This window comes from Azospirillum rugosum, assembly GCF_017876155.1.
Lineage (GTDB): Bacteria > Pseudomonadota > Alphaproteobacteria > Azospirillales > Azospirillaceae > Azospirillum > Azospirillum rugosum.
Map to the genome: position 1 here is coordinate 49,839 of NZ_JAGINP010000005.1, position 16,895 is coordinate 66,733.

Genomic DNA, 16,895 nt, shown 5'->3' on the forward strand with positions numbered 1-16,895 from the left:
CGTGCTGACCGCCTCCCCCACTGGACGAGTGTGCCCATGGCCGCCATCGCCCCGTCCCCGTATCGAACGCTGGAGGAGCCCTCGCCGATGACGCGCCCGCAGCGCTTCCTGACACGGATGATCCTTTTCCTGGTGGTCGTCGGGAGCGTAGCCGCTTTGCTGTTCCCGGCGCTGCGCGCGGCCTTCATGAACAATCCGGCGCTGAACGGCCTGATCCTGGGCACGCTGCTGGCCGGCATCCTGTTCATCTTCCGCCAGGTGCTGATGCTGCGGCCCGAGGTCGCCTGGCTGGAGCATTACCAGACCAGCGGTCAGGTCAATGGTCCCGGCGGCGCCGGGCCGGAGCCCGTGCTGCTGGCGCCGATGGCGCGCATGCTGGGCGAGCGGCGTGGCCGGCTGACCCTGTCGGCCCTGTCCATGCGGTCCCTGCTCGACGGCATCGCCTCGCGCCTGGACGAATCGCGGGAGCTGTCGCGCTACCTGATCGGGCTTCTGATCTTCCTGGGCCTGCTCGGCACCTTCTGGGGCCTGCTGCACACGGTGCAGTCGGTCGGCTCGGTCATCGGCGGGCTGTCGGTGCAGGGCGGCGATGTCGGCTCCATGTTCACCAACCTCCAGCAGGGGCTGGAAGCGCCACTGACCGGCATGGGCACGGCCTTCAGCTCCTCCCTGTTCGGCCTCGCCGGGTCGCTGGTCCTGGGCTTCCTGGAGCTTCAGGCCAGCCAGGCGCACAACCGCTTCTTCCAGGACGTGGAGGACTGGCTGTCCGGCGCCACCCGCCTGTCGAGCGGGGCGGCCGGCGGGCTGGAGACCGGGGACCATTCGGTGCCCGCCTATCTGCAGGCCCTGCTGGAGCAGACCGCGGAGAACCTGGACTCGCTCCAGCGCACCGTCGCCACGTCGGAGGAAGGCCGGCGCGCCGCCAACGCCAACCTGATGGCGCTGACCGAGCGGCTGAGCACGCTGACCGACCAGATGCGCGCGGAGCAGCAGCTGCTCCTCCGCCTCGGCGAGAGCCAGCTGGAGATGAAGAGCCTGCTCGACCGGCTGTCGGACGCGGCGATCGGCGGGCTCGACGAATCGTCACGCCAGCACCTGCGCAACATGGACATCTACCTCGCCCGCATGGTCGAGGAGTCCTCCAGCGGCCGGGTCCAGGCCGTGCAGGAAATCCGCAGCGAGATCAAGCTGCTCGCCCGCACCATCGCCGCGCTGGCGGAGGAGTCGGAACAGCGGTGAGGTTGTTTCCCTCTCCCCTCCGGGGAGAGGGTTAGGGTGAGGGGGTCCCGCAATGCCTGCGCTTCCGGTCCCCCGACATCCCCCTCACCCCGACCCTCTCCCCAGAGGGGAGAGAGAGATTCAAGGGAAGGGATAGAAAGCCATGCCCAGCATCAGCCGCCGCAACGGGCATCGCGAGGTCAGCGCCTGGCCCGGGTGGGTGGACGCGCTGTCGTCCCTCGTCATGGTGGTCATCTTCCTGCTGATGGTCTTCGTCGTCGCCCAGTTCTACATGGCGACCGCCCTGACTGGCCGGGACGAGCAGCTCTCAAGCCTGAACCGCAAGGTCGCGGAGCTGAACGACCTGCTGGCGCTGGAGCGCGACGCCAACGCCGACCTGCGGGTGAGCGTCGCCCAGCTGTCCGCCGAACTCCAGGGCTCGGTCGCCGCGCGCGACGACATGACGACCAAAATGGGTGCCCTGCAAGGCGACCTCGAAAAGGCCAACCGTGCCGCCGAGGAGTTGCAGCGCACCGTCCGCGCCGACAAGGACACCATCGAGCTGAAGCTGCGCGAGGCCGCCAGCCTCCAGGCCGACCTGAAGGCGCTGCGCGATGCCCGCCAGAAGCTGGAGGGCGAGCTGGCCGAGGCCGCGGCCGCCCTGCGTCTGTCCGACGAGCAGCGGCAGGCGCTGGGCGAGGCCCGGAAGACGCTGGAAGGCCAGCTGGCCGAGACCTCCACCGGCCTCCGCCTGTCGGAAGAGCAGCGCCAAGCGTTGCTGGCCCAGCTGGGCAGCGAGCGCGACCGGTCCAAGGCGCTGCAATCGCAGCTCGCCGACGCCGGTGAGAAGACAATGCTCGCCCAGAAGGACATCGAAAAACGCGACATCCGCATCAACGAGCTGATGGCGTCCCTGGCCAGCGAACAGGGCGAAACCGGCAAGGCCCGCCAGCAGGTGGACATGCTGAACCAGCAGATCGCGGCGCTGCGCGAACAGCTCGCCAAGATCGGCGCGGTGCTGGAGGTGTCGGAGAAGAAGGCGGAGGAGCAGAAGGTCCAGATCGCCGAACTGGGATCCCGCCTGAACCAGGCGTTGGCCGCCAAGGTGCAGGACCTCGCCCGCTACCGGTCGGAATTCTTCGGCCGCGTGCGCGAGACGCTGGGCAACCGGCCCGACGTGCGCATCGTCGGCGACCGCTTCGTCTTCCAGTCGGAGCTGCTGTTCCCGTCCGGCTCCGCGACGCTGGAGGAGGCCGGCAAGCTGCGTCTGGCCGAGCTGGCCCGCACGCTGATGGAGATCGGCAAGCAGATCCCGCCGGACATCAACTGGGTCCTGCGCATCGACGGCCACACGGACAACCGCCCGGTCCGCTTCCAGTTCGCGTCGAACTGGGAGCTGTCGTCGGCGCGCGCCATCTCGGTGGTGAAGTACCTGATCGACCAGGGCATCCCGCCGGAACGGCTCGCCGCCACCGGCTTCGGCGAGTACCAGCCGCTCGACCCCGGCAGCAGCGACGAAGCCCTGGCGCGCAACCGGCGCATCGAGGTGAAGCTGGATCAGCGGTGAGGGGATTGCCCCCACCCTTCCCACTTCGTGGGCCCCTTCCCTCCCCTGCGTAGCGGGGGAGGGTTAGGGTGGGGGCAAAACCTTACTCCGCCGCGACCTTCTCCGCGGCCGCTTCCGGCGTCCAGCGCAGGATCGGCTTGCGGGCGGCGGCGGTTTCGTCCAGGCGGCGGCGCGGGGTCAGGCGCGGGGCGGCCTGGAAATACTCCGCGTCGCCGGACTTGGCACGCTCGGCCAACGCGCGCAGCGCGGTGATGAACTGGTCGAGGCCGGCCTTCGATTCGGTCTCGGTCGGCTCGATCAGCAGCGCCCCGTGGACGACCAGCGGGAAGTACATGGTCATCGGGTGGAAGCCCTCGTCGATCAGCGCCTTGGCGATGTCGAGCGTGGTTACCCCCGTGCCCTTCAGGAAGCGGTCGTCGAACAGGCACTCGTGCATGCACGGGCCGTCGAAGGACGGGGTCATGACGTCCTTCAGGCTGGCCAGCACGTAGTTGGCGTTCAGCACCGCATCGTTGGCGACCTGCCGCAGCCCGTCGGCGCCGTGGCTCATCATGTAGGACAGGGCGCGGACGAACATGCCCATCTGGCCGTGGAATGCCTTCATGCGGCCGAAGGCCGGCCCGTCGCCGGCCTGCTCCACCAGACGGAACGAACCGTCCTTGTCCTGCACGACGTAGGGCACCGGCACGAAGGGCGCCAGCGACTCCGCAAAGACCACCGGGCCGGAGCCCGGGCCGCCGCCGCCGTGCGGCGTGGAGAAGGTCTTGTGCAGGTTGATGTGCATGACGTCGATGCCGAGGTCCGCCGGGCGCACCCGACCGACGATGGCGTTGAAGTTGGCGCCGTCGCAGTAGAAGTAGGCGCCGGCCGCGTGCACGGCCTCGGCGATGGTGATGATGTCCCGCTCGAACAGGCCGCAGGTGTTCGGGTTGGTCAGCATCAGGCCGGCCACGTCGGGGCCGAGCTTCGCCTTCAGCGCCTCCAGGTCGACGCGCCCGTCCTCGGTGGCCGGGATGGCTTCGACCGCATATCCGCAGGCGGCGGCGGTCGCCGGGTTGGTGCCGTGGGCGCTCTCCGGCACCAGGATCTTGGTGCGGCCGGTGTCGCCTTTTGCCTCGTGAGCGGCACGGATCGCCATGATGCCGCACATCTCGCCATGCGCGCCGGCGGCCGGGGCCAGTGTCACCGCCGCCATGCCGGTCAGCGTGGTCAGCCAGCGGCCGAGTTCGGCCATCAGCTCCAGCGCCCCCTGCACCGTGCTCTCGGGCTGGAGCGGGTGCACGTCGGAGAAGCCGGGCAGCCGCGCCATCTTCTCGTTCAGGCGCGGGTTGTGCTTCATCGTGCAGGAGCCCAGCGGGTAGAGCCCGCTGTCGATGGCGTAGTTCTTCTGCGACAGGCGCGTGTAGTGGCGGACCACCTGCGGCTCGGCGAGGCCCGGCAGGCCGACCTTGGCGCGCGGCTTCACCGCACCCAGGCGCGAGGCCACGGCCGGCACCTCCGGCAGGTCAACGCCGCAGCGGCCGGACGCGTCCTGTTCGAAGATCAGCGGCTCTTCGATCTGCAGGCCGCGGTTGCCGGTCACGGTGTCCGGAACGGCGCTGTTGGTCGTGCTCCGGATGTCGGTCGGGCGACCCTGGTTGTTCATGCTCATGACAGAACCTCGGCGAGCGCCTTGGCGAAGGCGTCCATGTCGGACTCGGTGTTGGTCTCGGTGGCGGCGACGATCAGCAGCTCCTCAAGCTCGCCCGCAAACAGGCGGGAGGCCGGGACGCCGGCCAGGATGCGGCGCTCGGCCAGCTGCTCCACGACCGCGGCGGCGGGCTTCGGCAGCTTCACCGTGAACTCGTTGAAGAAGCTGTCGTTGACGATCTCCACACCCTTCACCGCGGCCAGCTTGTCGGCCAGCTGAACGGCCTTGGCGTGGTTCAGGCGGGCGAGTTGGGTGAAGCCCTCCTCCCCCAGCAGGCTGAGGTGGATGGAGAAGGCCAGCGCGCACAGGCCGGAGTTGGTGCAAATGTTCGACGTCGCCTTCTCGCGGCGGATGTGCTGCTCGCGCGTGGACAGAGTCAGCACGAAGCCGCGGCGCCCGTCGGCGTCCACCGTCTGGCCGCACAGGCGGCCGGGCATCTGGCGGACCAGCTTCTCCTTCACGGCGAACAGGCCGACGTAGGGGCCGCCGAAGTTCAGCGCGTTGCCCAGCGACTGGCCTTCGGCCGCGACGATGTCGGCGCCCATCTCACCCGGCGGGGTCAGCAGGCCGAGCGACATCGCCTCCGTCACCACGACGATCAGCAGCACCCCCTTGGCCTGGCAGGCCTTGCCGAGGTCGGTGTAGTCGCGGACATGGCCGAAGACGTCCGGGTTCTGCACGACGACGCAGGAGGTGTCGCCGTCGATCTGCGACAGCAGATCCTCGCCGCCCGTCGGCGCCGCGGGCATCACGACCGTCTCGAAGCCGATGAAGCGGGCGTCGGTGGTGGTTGTGTCGCGGTAGTGCGGGTGCAGGCCGCCCGACAGGATGGCCTTCTTCCGGCGGGTGACGCGGTTGGCCATCATGACGGCCTCCGCGCAGGCCGTGGCGCCGTCGTACATGGAGGCGTTGGCGACATCCATGCCGGTCAGCAGCGACACCTGGGTCTGGAACTCGAACAGGACCTGCAGCGTGCCCTGGCTCACCTCCGGCTGGTAGGGGGTGTAGGCGGTCAGGAACTCGCCGCGCTGGACCAGATGGTCCACCGTCGCCGGGATGTGGTGGCGATAGGACCCGGCGCCGAGGAAGCTCGGCACGCTGCCGGCCGGCAGGTTCTTGCCCGCCATGGCCGACAGGGTGCGCTCGACCTCAAGCTCGCCCATGTGGTTGGGCAGCCCCTCGATCGGGCCGGAAAGGCGGGCGGCCTTCGGCACGTCGCGGAACAGGTCGTCCACGGTCGAGGCGCGGATCGCCGCCAGCATGGACCGCCGGTCGGCCTCGGTCAGGGGCAGGTAACGCATCTCAGGCTTGTCCTTCCACGAAGGCCTTGTAGGCGGCCTCGTCCATCAGGGCGTCCAGCTCGGCCGGGTTGCTGAGGCGCAGCTTGAAGAACCAGCCGGTGGTTTCGGCCCCGGTGTTCACCAGGGACGGGTCGTTTTCCAGATCGGCGTTGGCTTCGATCACCTCGCCGGAAACCGGGGCGTAGACGTCGCTGGCGGCCTTCACCGATTCGACCACGGCGGCTTCCTTGCCCTGCTGGAGCTGGCGGCCGACGTCCGGCAGCTCGACGAACACGACGTCGCCGAGCTGGTGCTGGGCGTGGTCGCTGACGCCGACCGTCGCGACGTCACCCTCCACGCGGACCCACTCGTGATCCTTGGTGTACTTGATGGTCATGGCCTGATTTCCCTGTTCGGACGTTCGGTTTGCGTAGGTTGGGTGGAGCGGAAGCGGAACCCAACAAGGTCGCGATGCGGAGTGAGTTGGGTTTCGCGGACGCTCCACCCAACCTACGGGGGTTCAGCCCCGGTAATAACGCTGCGGGACGAAGGGCATGGCGGCGACCTTGGCGGCCAGCGGCTTGCCGCGGACCATCAGCTGCACCGGGGTGTCGAGCGCGGCGTGGGCGCGGTCCACATAGCCCATGGCGACCGGCGCGTTGAAGGTCGGGCCGAAACCGCCGCTCGTCACCTCGCCGATCTTGTTGCCGTTCATGTCGCAGACTTCGGTGTGCTCGCGGGCCGGCTGGCGCCCTTCGGTGCGGAAGCCCACGCGGCGGCGCGGGGCGCCGTTCGCGAGCTGGTCCTTGATGATGTCGTAGCCCGGGAAGCCCCCCTCCTCGCGGCGGCGCTTGGACAGCGCCCATTCCAGCGCGGCCTCGACCGGCGTGGTGGTCGTGTCGATGTCGTGGCCGTAGAGGCAGAGCCCGGCCTCCAGCCGCAGCGAGTCGCGGGCGCCGAGGCCGATGGCCTCCACCTCGTCCTCGGCCAGCAGGGCGCGGGCGATGGTCTCCGCGTCGGACTTGTCGCAGGAGATCTCGTAGCCGTCCTCGCCGGTGTAGCCGGAGCGGGTGATGACCACCGGGATGCCGTTGAAGGTGGCCGGCAGGTAGCTCATGAACTTCATGGTCGCGGCTTCGGGGACGAAGCGCTCCAGCACGCCCGCCGCGGCCGGGCCCTGGAGGGCCATCAGCGCGAGGTCGTCCAGCAGCTCCACCTCGGCCTTGCCCTTCAGGCGGTCGCGCAGGTGGGCGACGTCCTGCTCCTTGCAGGCGGCGTTGACGACCAGGAACAGGTGGTCGCCGGCGTTGGTCACCATCAGGTCGTCGAGGATGCCGCCCTGCTCGTTCAGGAACAGCGTGTAGCGCATGCGGCCGCGCGCCAGCCCCTTGATGTCGCCGGGGACCAGAGCCTCCAGCGCCGCCGCCGGGTCGTCGCCGGTCAGGCGAACCTGCCCCATGTGCGACACGTCGAACAGGCCGGCCTTGTCGCGGGTGTGCTGATGCTCCTTCAGGATGCCCAGCGGGTACTGCACCGGCATGTCGTAGCCGGCGAAGGGCACCATGCGGCCCTTCAGCTCCAGATGGAGCGCGTGCAGCGGGGTGGTCTTGAGGTTCTCGGCTGCCTCGGTCACGCGGGTCCTCCGACAAAGGGTCACGTCCCCGCGCCGGGATCGGCGCGAGTCCTGCCCCCTCTGTCCTGGACCTGAGAGATTCACCGGCGGGCATGGGCGTCCGTCCGGTTTACTCCTTCGGTGAGACCGGGCCGGTGTCCGTCAGGACGATTCGGCCAAGGCTGCTTTCCAGAGTTGCCTTATCCCCCTTGCGGTCCTTTTGCCTGAGAGTTTCCGGGGCGGTTGCTCCTTCGGCGCCGCGGATCGCCGTCCAGTTTCCCGGGGGGCGGTCCGCGATCTCTCCCGCGAGGGATCGTCGGCGTGTGCGGCCTACCCTACCGGTAAGCCGGGGAAAGTCAATCGGGCTCGCGGCCCAACTTGCGACGACTCGGAAGTTGGGAAACGGGCGTTCGCTGGCTCACGCGTCAACTAGGATTTTTATCCCGCAAACCGGATTTATGTCTCGTAAGCCGAAATAGAGGCTGATATTCCTATTTTCGCCGCCGCAAGGATTGATAGCGGAACCGGCAGCGATCCATTCCCAATCCCTTCACAACGGAGCCCGCCCATGTCCGTTCAGACCTTCAACCCCACCGACCTGTCGCAGAGCGCCGCCAACTGGGCCGTCGCCCAGCGCATCGTCGGCCCCTTCGCCCCGCACGCCCAGGTGTCGCCGGACCTGACCATCGCGCTGGACCCCGGCTACCTGCTGAACGGCACCACCCTGACCGAGGTGAAGGCGCAGGTCGTCGGTCCCTTCGCGCCGCCGACGTCGGGCTTCCGCATCGACCGGGTGGTGGTGGACCGCACGACGGGTGCGGCGAACGTGGTCGCCGGCACGGCCAACAGCCTGACCCCACCGGCCATTCCCGCCGGCAAGCTGCCGGTGGCGAGGGTGTTCCTGGACAGCACGAAGGACGTTATCGCAAACAGCGGCATCGTTGACGAACGGGCACTGTTCGATCAGACGCCGCAGACGGCCAATCAGGTCATTTGCTACGCCCACCGCAACGGTGTGAATCAGTCGCTCGGCCTGAGCGTCTGGGCTCAGGTCCAGTTCACCAACACGCTGTTCAACGTCGGCAATGCATTCGACACGACGACCAGCCAGTTCAAGCCCAACGTTCCGGGCTATTATCAAGTGAACACGTCAATCATGTACACGACGTTGAGCGCCGGTGCCGCGTACTACGCCGACATCCAGAAGAATGGCACCGACTTCGCGGTGAACACCCTGACCAGTTCGCTCGCTGGTCAATTCATGGCGAGCATCTCCAACATCGTCTATATGAACGGCACGACCGACTACCTCACCGTGCAGGCCTACTACAACTATTCGGCCACATCTGCGATCAGTGGCAGCAGTCTGGGAACTTGGTTCTCTGCGTGCAAGGTCGGCTGATTCACCATGGAGGAGCGCCCAGTTCATTCCTGGGCGCTCCGAACCAGACATCTGAACGATCCCCGACAGCATGTCAGGCAGGAAGGCAACGGCGACCGTCGGTTTACTGCTTCATCTGCGCCCGGTTGAACGCCAGTTGCTCTGGCGTTAGCTGGAAGCCGAGGAAAATTTTCCAATCCTTGGCGTTCGCGTCCTTTGGCAGGGGGATGCGCGGGGCCAGTTCCTCGCGGCTGCCGGAGCGGGCCTTGCCCGCCTCGAAGGTCACGGTCGTCTCGAACTCGGACTTGGTGGTCGGCGCTTCCTCGCCCGGCTTGGACACGGCGACGAAGTAGCGGTAGGTCGCCTCGTTGCCCTGCAGCGCCGGGCCGCGCTCCGCCACCAGATAGAGGTTCACGTTCACCGTGACGCCGTCGTCGGCGTAGTCGCAATGGCCGCTGAAGTCGGCCAGCGCGGCGCGCGAGGTCACGTCGGTCAGGTCGCGCCCGCCGCCGTTGCGGAACTGTGTCACCTCCTGAAGGTCGCGGACGATGTTCACCTTCGGGCAGGCATAGGCCGCGGTCGAGGCCTGGGGCGCCCCGTTCAGCCCCATCCCGGAGCATCCGGCTACCGCAAGCGAGCCCAGTGTGATCAACAGGGGTGCCAGCGGGCTTTTCCGGTCGGGGGTTCCTATATTACGGTCGCGGCGGCGGTCCATCGGTCTGGCCTAACGGTTGGATTGGTGCGTCTGGCGGCGACTGTAGAGAAGCGGCCGGGTCGGCACAAGGCCGCGCCAGCGTTGCGACACCCCCGTTCGGCACCCCTTATTTTCCAGACATCGGAACATCCGCATGACCAAGACGCCCCTCACCATCCTGCTCGCCGCGCCGCGCGGTTTCTGCGCCGGCGTGGACCGCGCGATCCAGATCGTCGAGGTGGCCCTGGAGAGATTCGGCGCGCCGGTCTACGTCCGGCACGAGATCGTGCACAACCGCTTCGTCGTGCAGAGCCTGGAGGCCAAGGGCGCCGTCTTCGTGGACGAGCTGGACGAGGTTCCGGACGGCGTTCCGGTGGTCTTCTCCGCCCACGGCGTGCCGAAGACCGTTCCCGCCGCGGCGGAGCGGCGCGGGCTGTTCTACCTCGACGCCACCTGCCCGCTCGTCAGCAAGGTGCACCGCGAGGCGGAGCGCCACTTCGCCGAGGGGCGCCAGATCATCCTGATCGGCCACGCCGGCCACCCGGAGGTGATCGGCACCATGGGCCAGCTGCCCGACGGCGCCGTCCTGCTGGTGGAGACGGCGGAGGAGGTGGCGACGCTGGAGGTGCCGGACCCCGACAACCTCGCCTACGCCACGCAGACCACCCTGTCGGTAGACGAGACGACCGGCATCGTCGCCGCCCTCCAGGCCCGCTTCCCGACCATCGCGGGCCCGAAGAAGGAGGACATCTGCTACGCCACCACCAACCGCCAGCAGGCGGTGAAGGCCATCGCGCCGAAGGTGGAGGCGCTGCTGGTGCTGGGCGCGCCGAACTCCTCCAACTCCAAGCGGCTGGTCGAGGTGGCGAAGCAGAACGGATGCCCGAAGGCGCAGCTGGTCCAGCGCGCCGCCGACATCGACTGGTCGCAGTATGAGGGGGTCGGCGTCCTGGGCATCACCGCCGGGGCGTCGGCGCCGGAGGTGCTGGTGGAGGAGGTCGTCGCCGCCGCGCGCGACCGCTTCGACGTGACGATCGAGGAGCTGCGCACCGCCTTCGAGGACATCACCTTCAAGCTGCCCAAGAACCTGCTGGACGGCGACGCCCCTTCCCGTCTGGCGTCCGCCGACGCATAATTCCGAAGGAGCGGACCTCAAAGAGGACAGGCGCATGGGCGCACCGGCCATACAGCGGATGACGATCGACGAGTTCCTGGACTGGGCCGACGGGCAGGACCCGGACATCCGTTACGAGCTGGTCGGCGGCCAGCCGCGCGCCATGAGCCCCTGCTCCCAAGAGCACAGCCGCCTGTCCGGGAACATCGCGTTCGAAATCCGGCGGCGCCTGCGCCCTCCCTGCTTCGTGCTGACCGAGACCGCCATCGAACGGGACGACCGCGACGACCGCTTCTACGAGGCGGACATCGCGGTCACCGGCTCGCCCCACCAGCCCGGACAGCGCTCCACACCGAATCCGGTGCTGGTGGTGGAGATCCTGTCGGAGAGCACGGCCAGCCATGACCGCGGCACCAAGGTGCCGGACTACATGCAGATCCCGTCCGTTCAGGAGGTTCTGCTGGTGGACAGCCGCTCGGTGAAGGCGCAGCTGTGGCGGCGCGACGGGCGGCGCTGGATCGTCGAGGATTTCACCGGCGACGCGGCGTTGCCGCTGGCCTCCATCGGGGCGGAACTGCCGCTCCCGGCCCTTTACGAAGGCATCGCCCTGTGACGCGGCCCAGGAGCATTGACCGGCACACCGAATCCCGGTAAGGCGCTGGTCCCATGGCCGTCTACACCGAAGTTTCCGACGAGGATCTGAACGCCTTCGTCGCCCAGTACGATCTGGGCGGCGTGCTGTCGTGCAAGGGCATCGCGGAGGGGGTGGAGAATTCCAACTTCCTCCTGGTGACCGGCAAGGGTCCCTACATCCTCACGCTGTACGAAAAGCGGACCCGGCGCGAGGATCTGCCCTTCTTCCTGGGCCTGATGGAGCATCTGGCGGACAAGGGCATCGCCTGCCCGCTGCCGGTCCAGGGCAAGGACGGGAAGGCCCTGCGGGAGCTGTGCGGGCGGCCCGCGGTGATCGTCACCTTCCTGGCCGGCATGTGGCCGCGCCGCATCACGCCGCAGCATTGCGCGGAGCTTGGTCCGGCGCTGGCCCGCCTCCACCTCGCCGTGGCGGACTTCCGGATGGAGCGGCCGAACGCCCTGTCGCTCGGCGGCTGGAAGGAGCTGTTCGAGAAATGCGCGCCGCGCGCCGACGAGGTCGCCCGCAACCTGCGCGCCACGCTGGAGGCCGAACTGGCGGCGCTGGAGGCCCATTGGCCGCGGGCGCTGCCGGCGGGCGTCATCCATGCCGACCTGTTCCCGGACAACGTCTTCTTCCGCGGGAACACGCTGTCGGGCGTGATCGACTTCTACTTCGCCTGCAACGATTTCCTCGTCTACGACATCGCGATCTGCCTGAACGCCTGGTGCTTCGAGATCGACGGCTCGTTCAACGCGACCAAGGCGCGGCTTCTGCTGACCAGCTACCAGAAGGTCCGCCCCCTGTCGAAGGACGAGCTGGCGGCCCTGCCCTGGCTGTGCCGCGGCAGCGCGGTGCGCTTCCTGCTGACGCGCCTCTACGACTGGCTGAACCACCCGCCGGGCGCCTTCGTGAAGCCGAAGGACCCGCTGGAATATCTGCGCAAGCTGCGCTTCCACCAGACCGTTCGGGGGCTGGGCGACTATTGCCTGGACGATGGCGGCTCCTACCAGGTCTGAGCCGATGGCCCAAGATACAAAGACCGAGGATTCGAAGACCGAGAGCGGCCCGAAGGCGGTGGACATCTTCACCGACGGCGCCTGCAGCGGCAACCCCGGCCCGGGCGGCTGGGGCGCCATCCTGCGCTATGGCGGGGTGGAGAAGGAGTTGTACGGGGGCGATCCCGCCACCACCAACAACCGCATGGAGCTGATGGCGGCCATCCAGGCGCTGGAGGCGTTGAAGCGGCCCATGACCGTGCGGCTCTACACCGACAGCGAGTATGTGAAAAACGGCATCACCCAGTGGATCCACGGCTGGAAGGCCCGGGGCTGGAAGACCGCCGACAAGAAGCCGGTGAAGAACGAGGATCTCTGGCGCCGCCTCGACGAGGCCAAGCAGCGGCACGCCATCGAGTTCCACTGGGTGCGCGGCCACGCCGGCCATCCGGAGAACGAGCGCGCCGACGCGCTCGCCCGCCAGGGCATCGCCGACATCCGGCAAGCCGGACGCGGCTGACGCAGCGTGGGCCCGTAGGTTGGGTGGAGGCGAAGCCGCAACCCAACACCCTCGCGATGCCAGGCCGCGTTGGGTTGCGCTGCGCTCCACCCAACCTACGAAGTTGCTGTCCTTACAGGGCGCCGAGGACGGCTTCGGCCGAGGAGACCTCGAACTGGCCCGGCTTTTCCACCGCGAGGTGGGTGACCGTGCCGTCCTTGGCGACGAGCGCGAAACGCTGGCCGCGGGTGCCAAGGCCGTAGCCCGAGCCGTCCATGGTCAGGCCCAGCGCCCCCGTGAAGGTGGCGTTGCCGTCCGGCAGCATCATCACCTTGCCGTCGGGGTTGTTCTTCTCACCCCAGGCGCGCATCACGAACGGGTCGTTGACGGCGAGGCAGACGATGGTGTCGACGCCCTTGGCCTTCAGCGCCTCGGCCTGCTGGACGAAGCCCGGCAGGTGCTTGGCGGAGCAGGTCGGGGTGAAGGCGCCCGGCACCGAGAACAGGGCAACCGTCTTGCCTTGGAAGATCGAATCGGTGGTGATGTCCTGCATGCCGTTGTCGGTCAGGTGCTTCAGGGTGACCGACGGAATGCGGTCGCCGACCTGGATGGTCATGTCTTGTGCCCTCCCATTGTTATCGGACCGCCCCGGGATCGGCGCGGTCCAGGCTTGAGCTTCTAGCTTCTGGCCGGGCCCCCGGCAAGGCCATCCCGGCCGCGCGCCCGGTCCAGCGCCTCCAGCACGGCGCCCTCCGTCAGCAGTTCCGGAAGAGCGATGCCCTCCGGCGCGCCGGGGCCGTAGACCATGTTGAAGGGAATGCCGTAGCGGCCATGGCTGGCCAGATAGCGCGCGATGCCGTCGTCCGGCCGCGTCCAGTCGGCGCGCATGGCGACGAGGCCGGCGTCCTCCAGCCGCCGGGCGACTTCCCCCCGGTGCAGGACGAGCTTCTTGTTGGCCTGGCAGGTGATACACCAGTCCGCGGTGACGTCCACGAAGACGAGCTTCCCGGCGGCGACGTGGTCGCGGATCGCCGATTCGGCGAAGGGCGTCCAGCGGGTCGACGCCTCGGTCACGGCGGACGGCGCAGCACCGGCCGACGGGCCGAAGGCGGCGGGGATCACGAAGGCGACAACGGCCAGCAGGCCGGCCAGCGCCGCCCCCGTCCAGCGGGTCGCGGGCGACAGGCGGCGGGCGAGCCACAGCGCGGCGACCAGCCCGCCCATCAGGACGGCGACGGCCATCGCCGCGACCTCCCCCACCTGGACCACCAGAACCGACAGCAGCCACACCGCGGTCAGCGCGAGCGCCGCGCCCAGGACTCGCCGCAAGGCGACCATCCACCGGCCGGGCCGGGGCAGCAGACGCGCGACGCGCGGGAAGGCGGCGACCAGCAGGTAGGGCAGCGCCAGCCCGATCCCCAGCGCGGCGAAGATGGCGAACACATCCGCCGGCCCGCCGGCCAGCGCGAAGCCCACCGCCGTCCCGAGGAAGGGCGCCGAGCAAGGGGTGGCGAGCAGCGTGGCGAAGGCGCCGGTGGCGAACTGACCACCCAGGCTTCCCCCCTCGCCTCCCCCCAGCCGGTCGGCGACGGCGCGCGGCAGCGGGACTTCGAACAGGCCCCAGAGGTTCGCGGCGAACAGCGTCACCAGCACGACCATGAAGACGAGGAACAAAGGCTGCTGGAACTGGATGCCCCAACCCACGGCACCGCCGGCCGCCTTCACCGCGACCAGTGCCGACGCCAGCGCCAGGAAGGACACCAGGATGCCCGCCGCGGAGGCCAGGAAGCCGGCGCGCACCGCCGCGGGCGCCCGCCCGCCGTGCTGAACGATGGACAGCAGCTTCAGCGACAGCACCGGCAGCACGCAGGGCATCAGGTTCAGGATCAGCCCGCCAAGAAGCGCCACGCTCAGCATGGCCGCCAGCCCCCGGGACGCAGCGCCGGACAGGCCGGCGGCGGCGGTCGCCGCCGTTTCCATGGAGCGGTCCCCGTCCACCAGGGTCAGCGTCATGGCGCGCCCGGCCAGATTCAGGTCGGCCGGCGCGTCCGTCGCGTCGAGCCTCAGCCGCACGCGCCGGTCGTCGTCGGAGAAGGTCCGCTTGGGCGCGGGGAAGGACACCGGCGGGTCGGTCTCCACGAACAGGTCCGGCGACACCATGGGATCGCGCGCGGTGACCTCCACCTCCAGCGCGCCGCCTTCGGCGCGCACGCTCGTGATGGAGAGTCCGGAGGCGCGTCCGTCGCCGGGCACCTGCGACTGCGCCCGCGCGATGTCGTTGGCCGACGGTCCGGGTGCCGCCGGACCCGCCGGGATGGACAGGTCGAGTTTGAAGGCCTGCGGCACGCAGATGGTCGAACAGACCAGGATTTCGGCGTTCAGCGACAGGTCCAGCGGCTTGCCGGGCTCGGTGGGGACGGCGGTGATGGGGAACAGCACCTCGTCGTGGTAGCCGGCCGTCTCGAAGCCCAGCACGGTGAAGCGTTGCGGCGCCGGGTAGGCGATGTCGGCCCGCGCCAGGTTGGCGGAGCCCGCCCAGTCCAGCCGCGGGGCGAAGCCGGCGTCCCCCGGCGAGCGCCAGTAGGTCTTCCACTCCGGCTCCAGCCGCAGTTCCAGCCCCAGCGGCACCGTCTTCAGGTCGCCCGTCCCCTGCACCGAGGACACGAGCCGCGCCTCCACCGGGCCGGCCTTGGTCCAGGCGCCACCCTCCGCCCGCCCCGTTCCGGGTGTGGTCAAGGCCAGGATGGCAAACAGCAGAGGGACAAGCCTTTTCATCGCGCGGACTGTTCTCATATCAAGTAGCGATCCGGCAACACGCCGCCGCTATAATGGATGACAAAGCTTGGCCCGTGCTGTCACACTCGGGCGAAGACGGTTGCAGGCTCCGGCCCATTTGGGCTTCCCGCCCCCCGGACACAAGGATAACCGCCCATGCCGCACCTGACCAAGTCCTCGGATTACCTGACCGGCCAGTTGCTGATCGCCATGCCGGGCATGATGGATCCGCGTTTCCAGCGCACGGTCATCTATATGTGCGCCCACAACGAGGACGGCGCCATGGGTCTTGTGGTCAACCGCCTGTTCGGCTCGATCACCTTCGAGGATTTGCTGGAACAGCTTGAGATGGACATCCAGCAGCCGACGACGAACATGCCCGTGCATTACGGCGGCCCGGTCGAGTCGGGACGCGGTTTCGTGCTGCACTCCACCGACTATGTGCGGGACGGCACGCTCGTCGTCGACGACGAGGTCGCGCTGACCGCGACCATCGACATCCTGCGCGCCATCTCCGAAGACCGCGGCCCGCGCCGCAACATCCTGCTGCTGGGCTATGCCGGCTGGGGGCCGGGGCAATTGGACGCGGAGATCCAGGCCAACGGCTGGCTGAACGTCCCCTGCGACGAATCGCTGCTGTTCGATCCCGACCTGGACACCAAGTGGGAGCGCTCCATCGCCAAGCTCGGCGTCAGCCTGTCGATGCTGTCCGGCGAAGCCGGGCACGCGTAGACCCTTGTCGCGAGTCGCCTTCCGGTGGTATCCTGCGATGGTGTGTACGCGGAGCCCAAAATGGACGCCGAACTGAAAACGATCCTGACGGTGTTGCTGGACAAGGTCGAGCGGATCGAAACAACGACGCTCGAAACCCGGGCCGATGTCGTGCGCCTCGAACAGCGCATGGGCCGCTTCGAGGATGAGCAGCGCCAGATGAAGGAGATGCTCGGCATCGTCCGGATGCGCGAGATCGGGCGCCTGGATGGGCGCATCGATCAACTGACGCTAGACGTCGGCCTCGGCCGCCAATCCACCGCCAATCAACCCGCCGCCGAGTAAGCAGAGGCCGTAGGTCGGGTGAAACCCGACAAGCCCCTTCCAACCGCCTTCACGCCCCTTTGGTGGCGAGCGCCATGGCGAGGCCGCGGGCCTGCATCAGTTCGGTGCAGCGCTCAATCAGCCGGCCGCCGGCGTAGACCGCCCACCCGCTTTGAAAGCCAGCCGGTTCGTAGCGCAGGTCGACACGTTGTCCGGCATGCTCCACCGCGTAGCTGTGGGAACTTTCTTTCGTCCAGATCGGCTTACCCGACATCTTCGCCTCACATGCGGAACAGGTGATTGCGAAAGATTGCGGGAGGCGGGTTAATCGTCCGTTAAGCCGACAATGCCCTCCGTCTGCAAAAACGGTGCGATGCACCTCTTTCGACGGAGGGCGGTGC

At 68.5% G+C, this 16,895-nt stretch carries 17 protein-coding genes and 1 riboswitch; of the genes, 9 read left to right on the forward strand and 8 right to left on the reverse strand.

Translation table 11 applies throughout. The features are described from left to right. Positions 1–36 precede the first annotated feature (36 nt). Both J2851_RS08375 and J2851_RS08380 read left to right on the forward strand, forming a co-directional pair. Entirely contained in the window at positions 37–1,239 is a 1,203-nt protein-coding gene (locus J2851_RS08375) for a DNA repair protein RecN (protein WP_209765667.1), read from the forward strand. A gap of 142 nt (positions 1,240–1,381) precedes the next feature. After that, the gene (locus tag J2851_RS08380) at positions 1,382–2,785 is read left to right on the forward strand and encodes a peptidoglycan -binding protein (RefSeq protein WP_209765669.1); all 1,404 of its coding nucleotides are present in this window, start codon (positions 1,382–1,384) and stop codon (positions 2,783–2,785) included. Positions 2,786–2,867: 82 nt separating this feature from the next. Here J2851_RS08380 and gcvPB read toward each other — a convergent pair whose 3' ends face one another. From gcvPB to gcvT, 4 genes are all read right to left on the reverse strand, one after another. Next, on the reverse strand, positions 2,868–4,430 hold the full coding sequence (gene gcvPB, locus J2851_RS08385) for an aminomethyl-transferring glycine dehydrogenase subunit GcvPB (RefSeq protein WP_370881311.1): 1,563 nt from the start codon (positions 4,428–4,430) through the stop codon (positions 2,868–2,870). 2 nt (positions 4,431–4,432) lie between these two features. Then, positions 4,433–5,776 carry an aminomethyl-transferring glycine dehydrogenase subunit GcvPA gene (gcvPA, locus tag J2851_RS08390; protein ID WP_209765673.1) on the reverse strand — a complete coding sequence of 448 codons (1,344 nt, stop codon included), beginning with the start codon at positions 5,774–5,776 and terminating at the stop codon, positions 4,433–4,435. Position 5,777: 1 nt separating this feature from the next. Continuing rightward, positions 5,778–6,152, reverse strand: coding sequence for a glycine cleavage system protein GcvH (gene gcvH, locus J2851_RS08395; protein WP_209765675.1), 375 nt, complete (start codon positions 6,150–6,152; stop codon positions 5,778–5,780). Positions 6,153–6,275: 123 nt separating this feature from the next. Then, a complete protein-coding gene (gene gcvT, locus J2851_RS08400; RefSeq protein ID WP_209765677.1) occupies positions 6,276–7,388 on the reverse strand; it encodes a glycine cleavage system aminomethyltransferase GcvT in 1,113 nt (370 codons plus the stop codon). 181 nt (positions 7,389–7,569) lie between these two features. Further along, positions 7,570–7,683, reverse strand: a riboswitch (glycine riboswitch). A 252-nt stretch (positions 7,684–7,935) separates the two neighbouring features. Here gcvT and J2851_RS08405 point away from each other — a divergent pair. Next, positions 7,936–8,769, forward strand: coding sequence for a C1q-like domain-containing protein (locus J2851_RS08405; RefSeq protein ID WP_209765678.1), 834 nt, complete (start codon positions 7,936–7,938; stop codon positions 8,767–8,769). A 103-nt stretch (positions 8,770–8,872) separates the two neighbouring features. On the opposite strand, the gene J2851_RS08410 is transcribed toward J2851_RS08405, so the two are convergent. Continuing rightward, positions 8,873–9,358 carry a hypothetical protein gene (locus tag J2851_RS08410; protein WP_246500514.1) on the reverse strand — a complete coding sequence of 162 codons (486 nt, stop codon included), beginning with the start codon at positions 9,356–9,358 and terminating at the stop codon, positions 8,873–8,875. A gap of 238 nt (positions 9,359–9,596) precedes the next feature. On the opposite strand from J2851_RS08410, the gene ispH reads away from it, so the two are divergent. The 4 genes from ispH to rnhA are packed head-to-tail and all read left to right on the forward strand — an operon-like array spanning position 9,597 to position 12,705. Continuing rightward, a complete protein-coding gene (ispH, locus tag J2851_RS08415; RefSeq protein WP_209765682.1) occupies positions 9,597–10,577 on the forward strand; it encodes a 4-hydroxy-3-methylbut-2-enyl diphosphate reductase in 981 nt (326 codons plus the stop codon). A 34-nt stretch (positions 10,578–10,611) separates the two neighbouring features. Further along, entirely contained in the window at positions 10,612–11,169 is a 558-nt protein-coding gene (locus J2851_RS08420) for a Uma2 family endonuclease (RefSeq protein ID WP_209765684.1), read from the forward strand. 53 nt (positions 11,170–11,222) lie between these two features. Next, positions 11,223–12,206: a homoserine kinase gene (locus J2851_RS08425; protein ID WP_209765685.1), complete on the forward strand. Its 984-nt coding sequence runs from the start codon at positions 11,223–11,225 to the stop codon at positions 12,204–12,206. A 4-nt stretch (positions 12,207–12,210) separates the two neighbouring features. Next, the gene (gene rnhA / locus J2851_RS08430) at positions 12,211–12,705 is read left to right on the forward strand and encodes a ribonuclease HI (protein ID WP_209765687.1); all 495 of its coding nucleotides are present in this window, start codon (positions 12,211–12,213) and stop codon (positions 12,703–12,705) included. Between the two features lie 112 nt (positions 12,706–12,817). On the opposite strand, the gene J2851_RS08435 is transcribed toward rnhA, so the two are convergent. Together J2851_RS08435 and J2851_RS08440 are read right to left on the reverse strand one after the other, a co-directional pair. Beyond that, a complete protein-coding gene (locus J2851_RS08435; protein ID WP_209765689.1) occupies positions 12,818–13,300 on the reverse strand; it encodes a peroxiredoxin in 483 nt (160 codons plus the stop codon). Positions 13,301–13,362: 62 nt separating this feature from the next. Further along, the gene (locus tag J2851_RS08440; protein ID WP_209765691.1) at positions 13,363–15,459 is read right to left on the reverse strand and encodes a protein-disulfide reductase DsbD family protein; all 2,097 of its coding nucleotides are present in this window, start codon (positions 15,457–15,459) and stop codon (positions 13,363–13,365) included. A gap of 156 nt (positions 15,460–15,615) precedes the next feature. Here J2851_RS08440 and J2851_RS08445 point away from each other — a divergent pair, with 156 nt between their 5' ends. Next, positions 15,616–16,191 (forward strand): YqgE/AlgH family protein, encoded by a 576-nt coding sequence (locus tag J2851_RS08445; RefSeq protein WP_209765693.1) that lies wholly within the window; start codon positions 15,616–15,618, stop codon positions 16,189–16,191. 60 nt (positions 16,192–16,251) lie between these two features. Further along, positions 16,252–16,515, forward strand: a complete 264-nt coding sequence (locus J2851_RS08450) for a hypothetical protein (protein WP_209765695.1) — start codon at positions 16,252–16,254, stop codon at positions 16,513–16,515. Between the two features lie 49 nt (positions 16,516–16,564). On the opposite strand, the gene J2851_RS08455 is transcribed toward J2851_RS08450, so the two are convergent. Beyond that, positions 16,565–16,768: a hypothetical protein gene (locus J2851_RS08455; RefSeq protein WP_209765697.1), complete on the reverse strand. Its 204-nt coding sequence runs from the start codon at positions 16,766–16,768 to the stop codon at positions 16,565–16,567. Positions 16,769–16,895 lie beyond the last annotated feature (127 nt).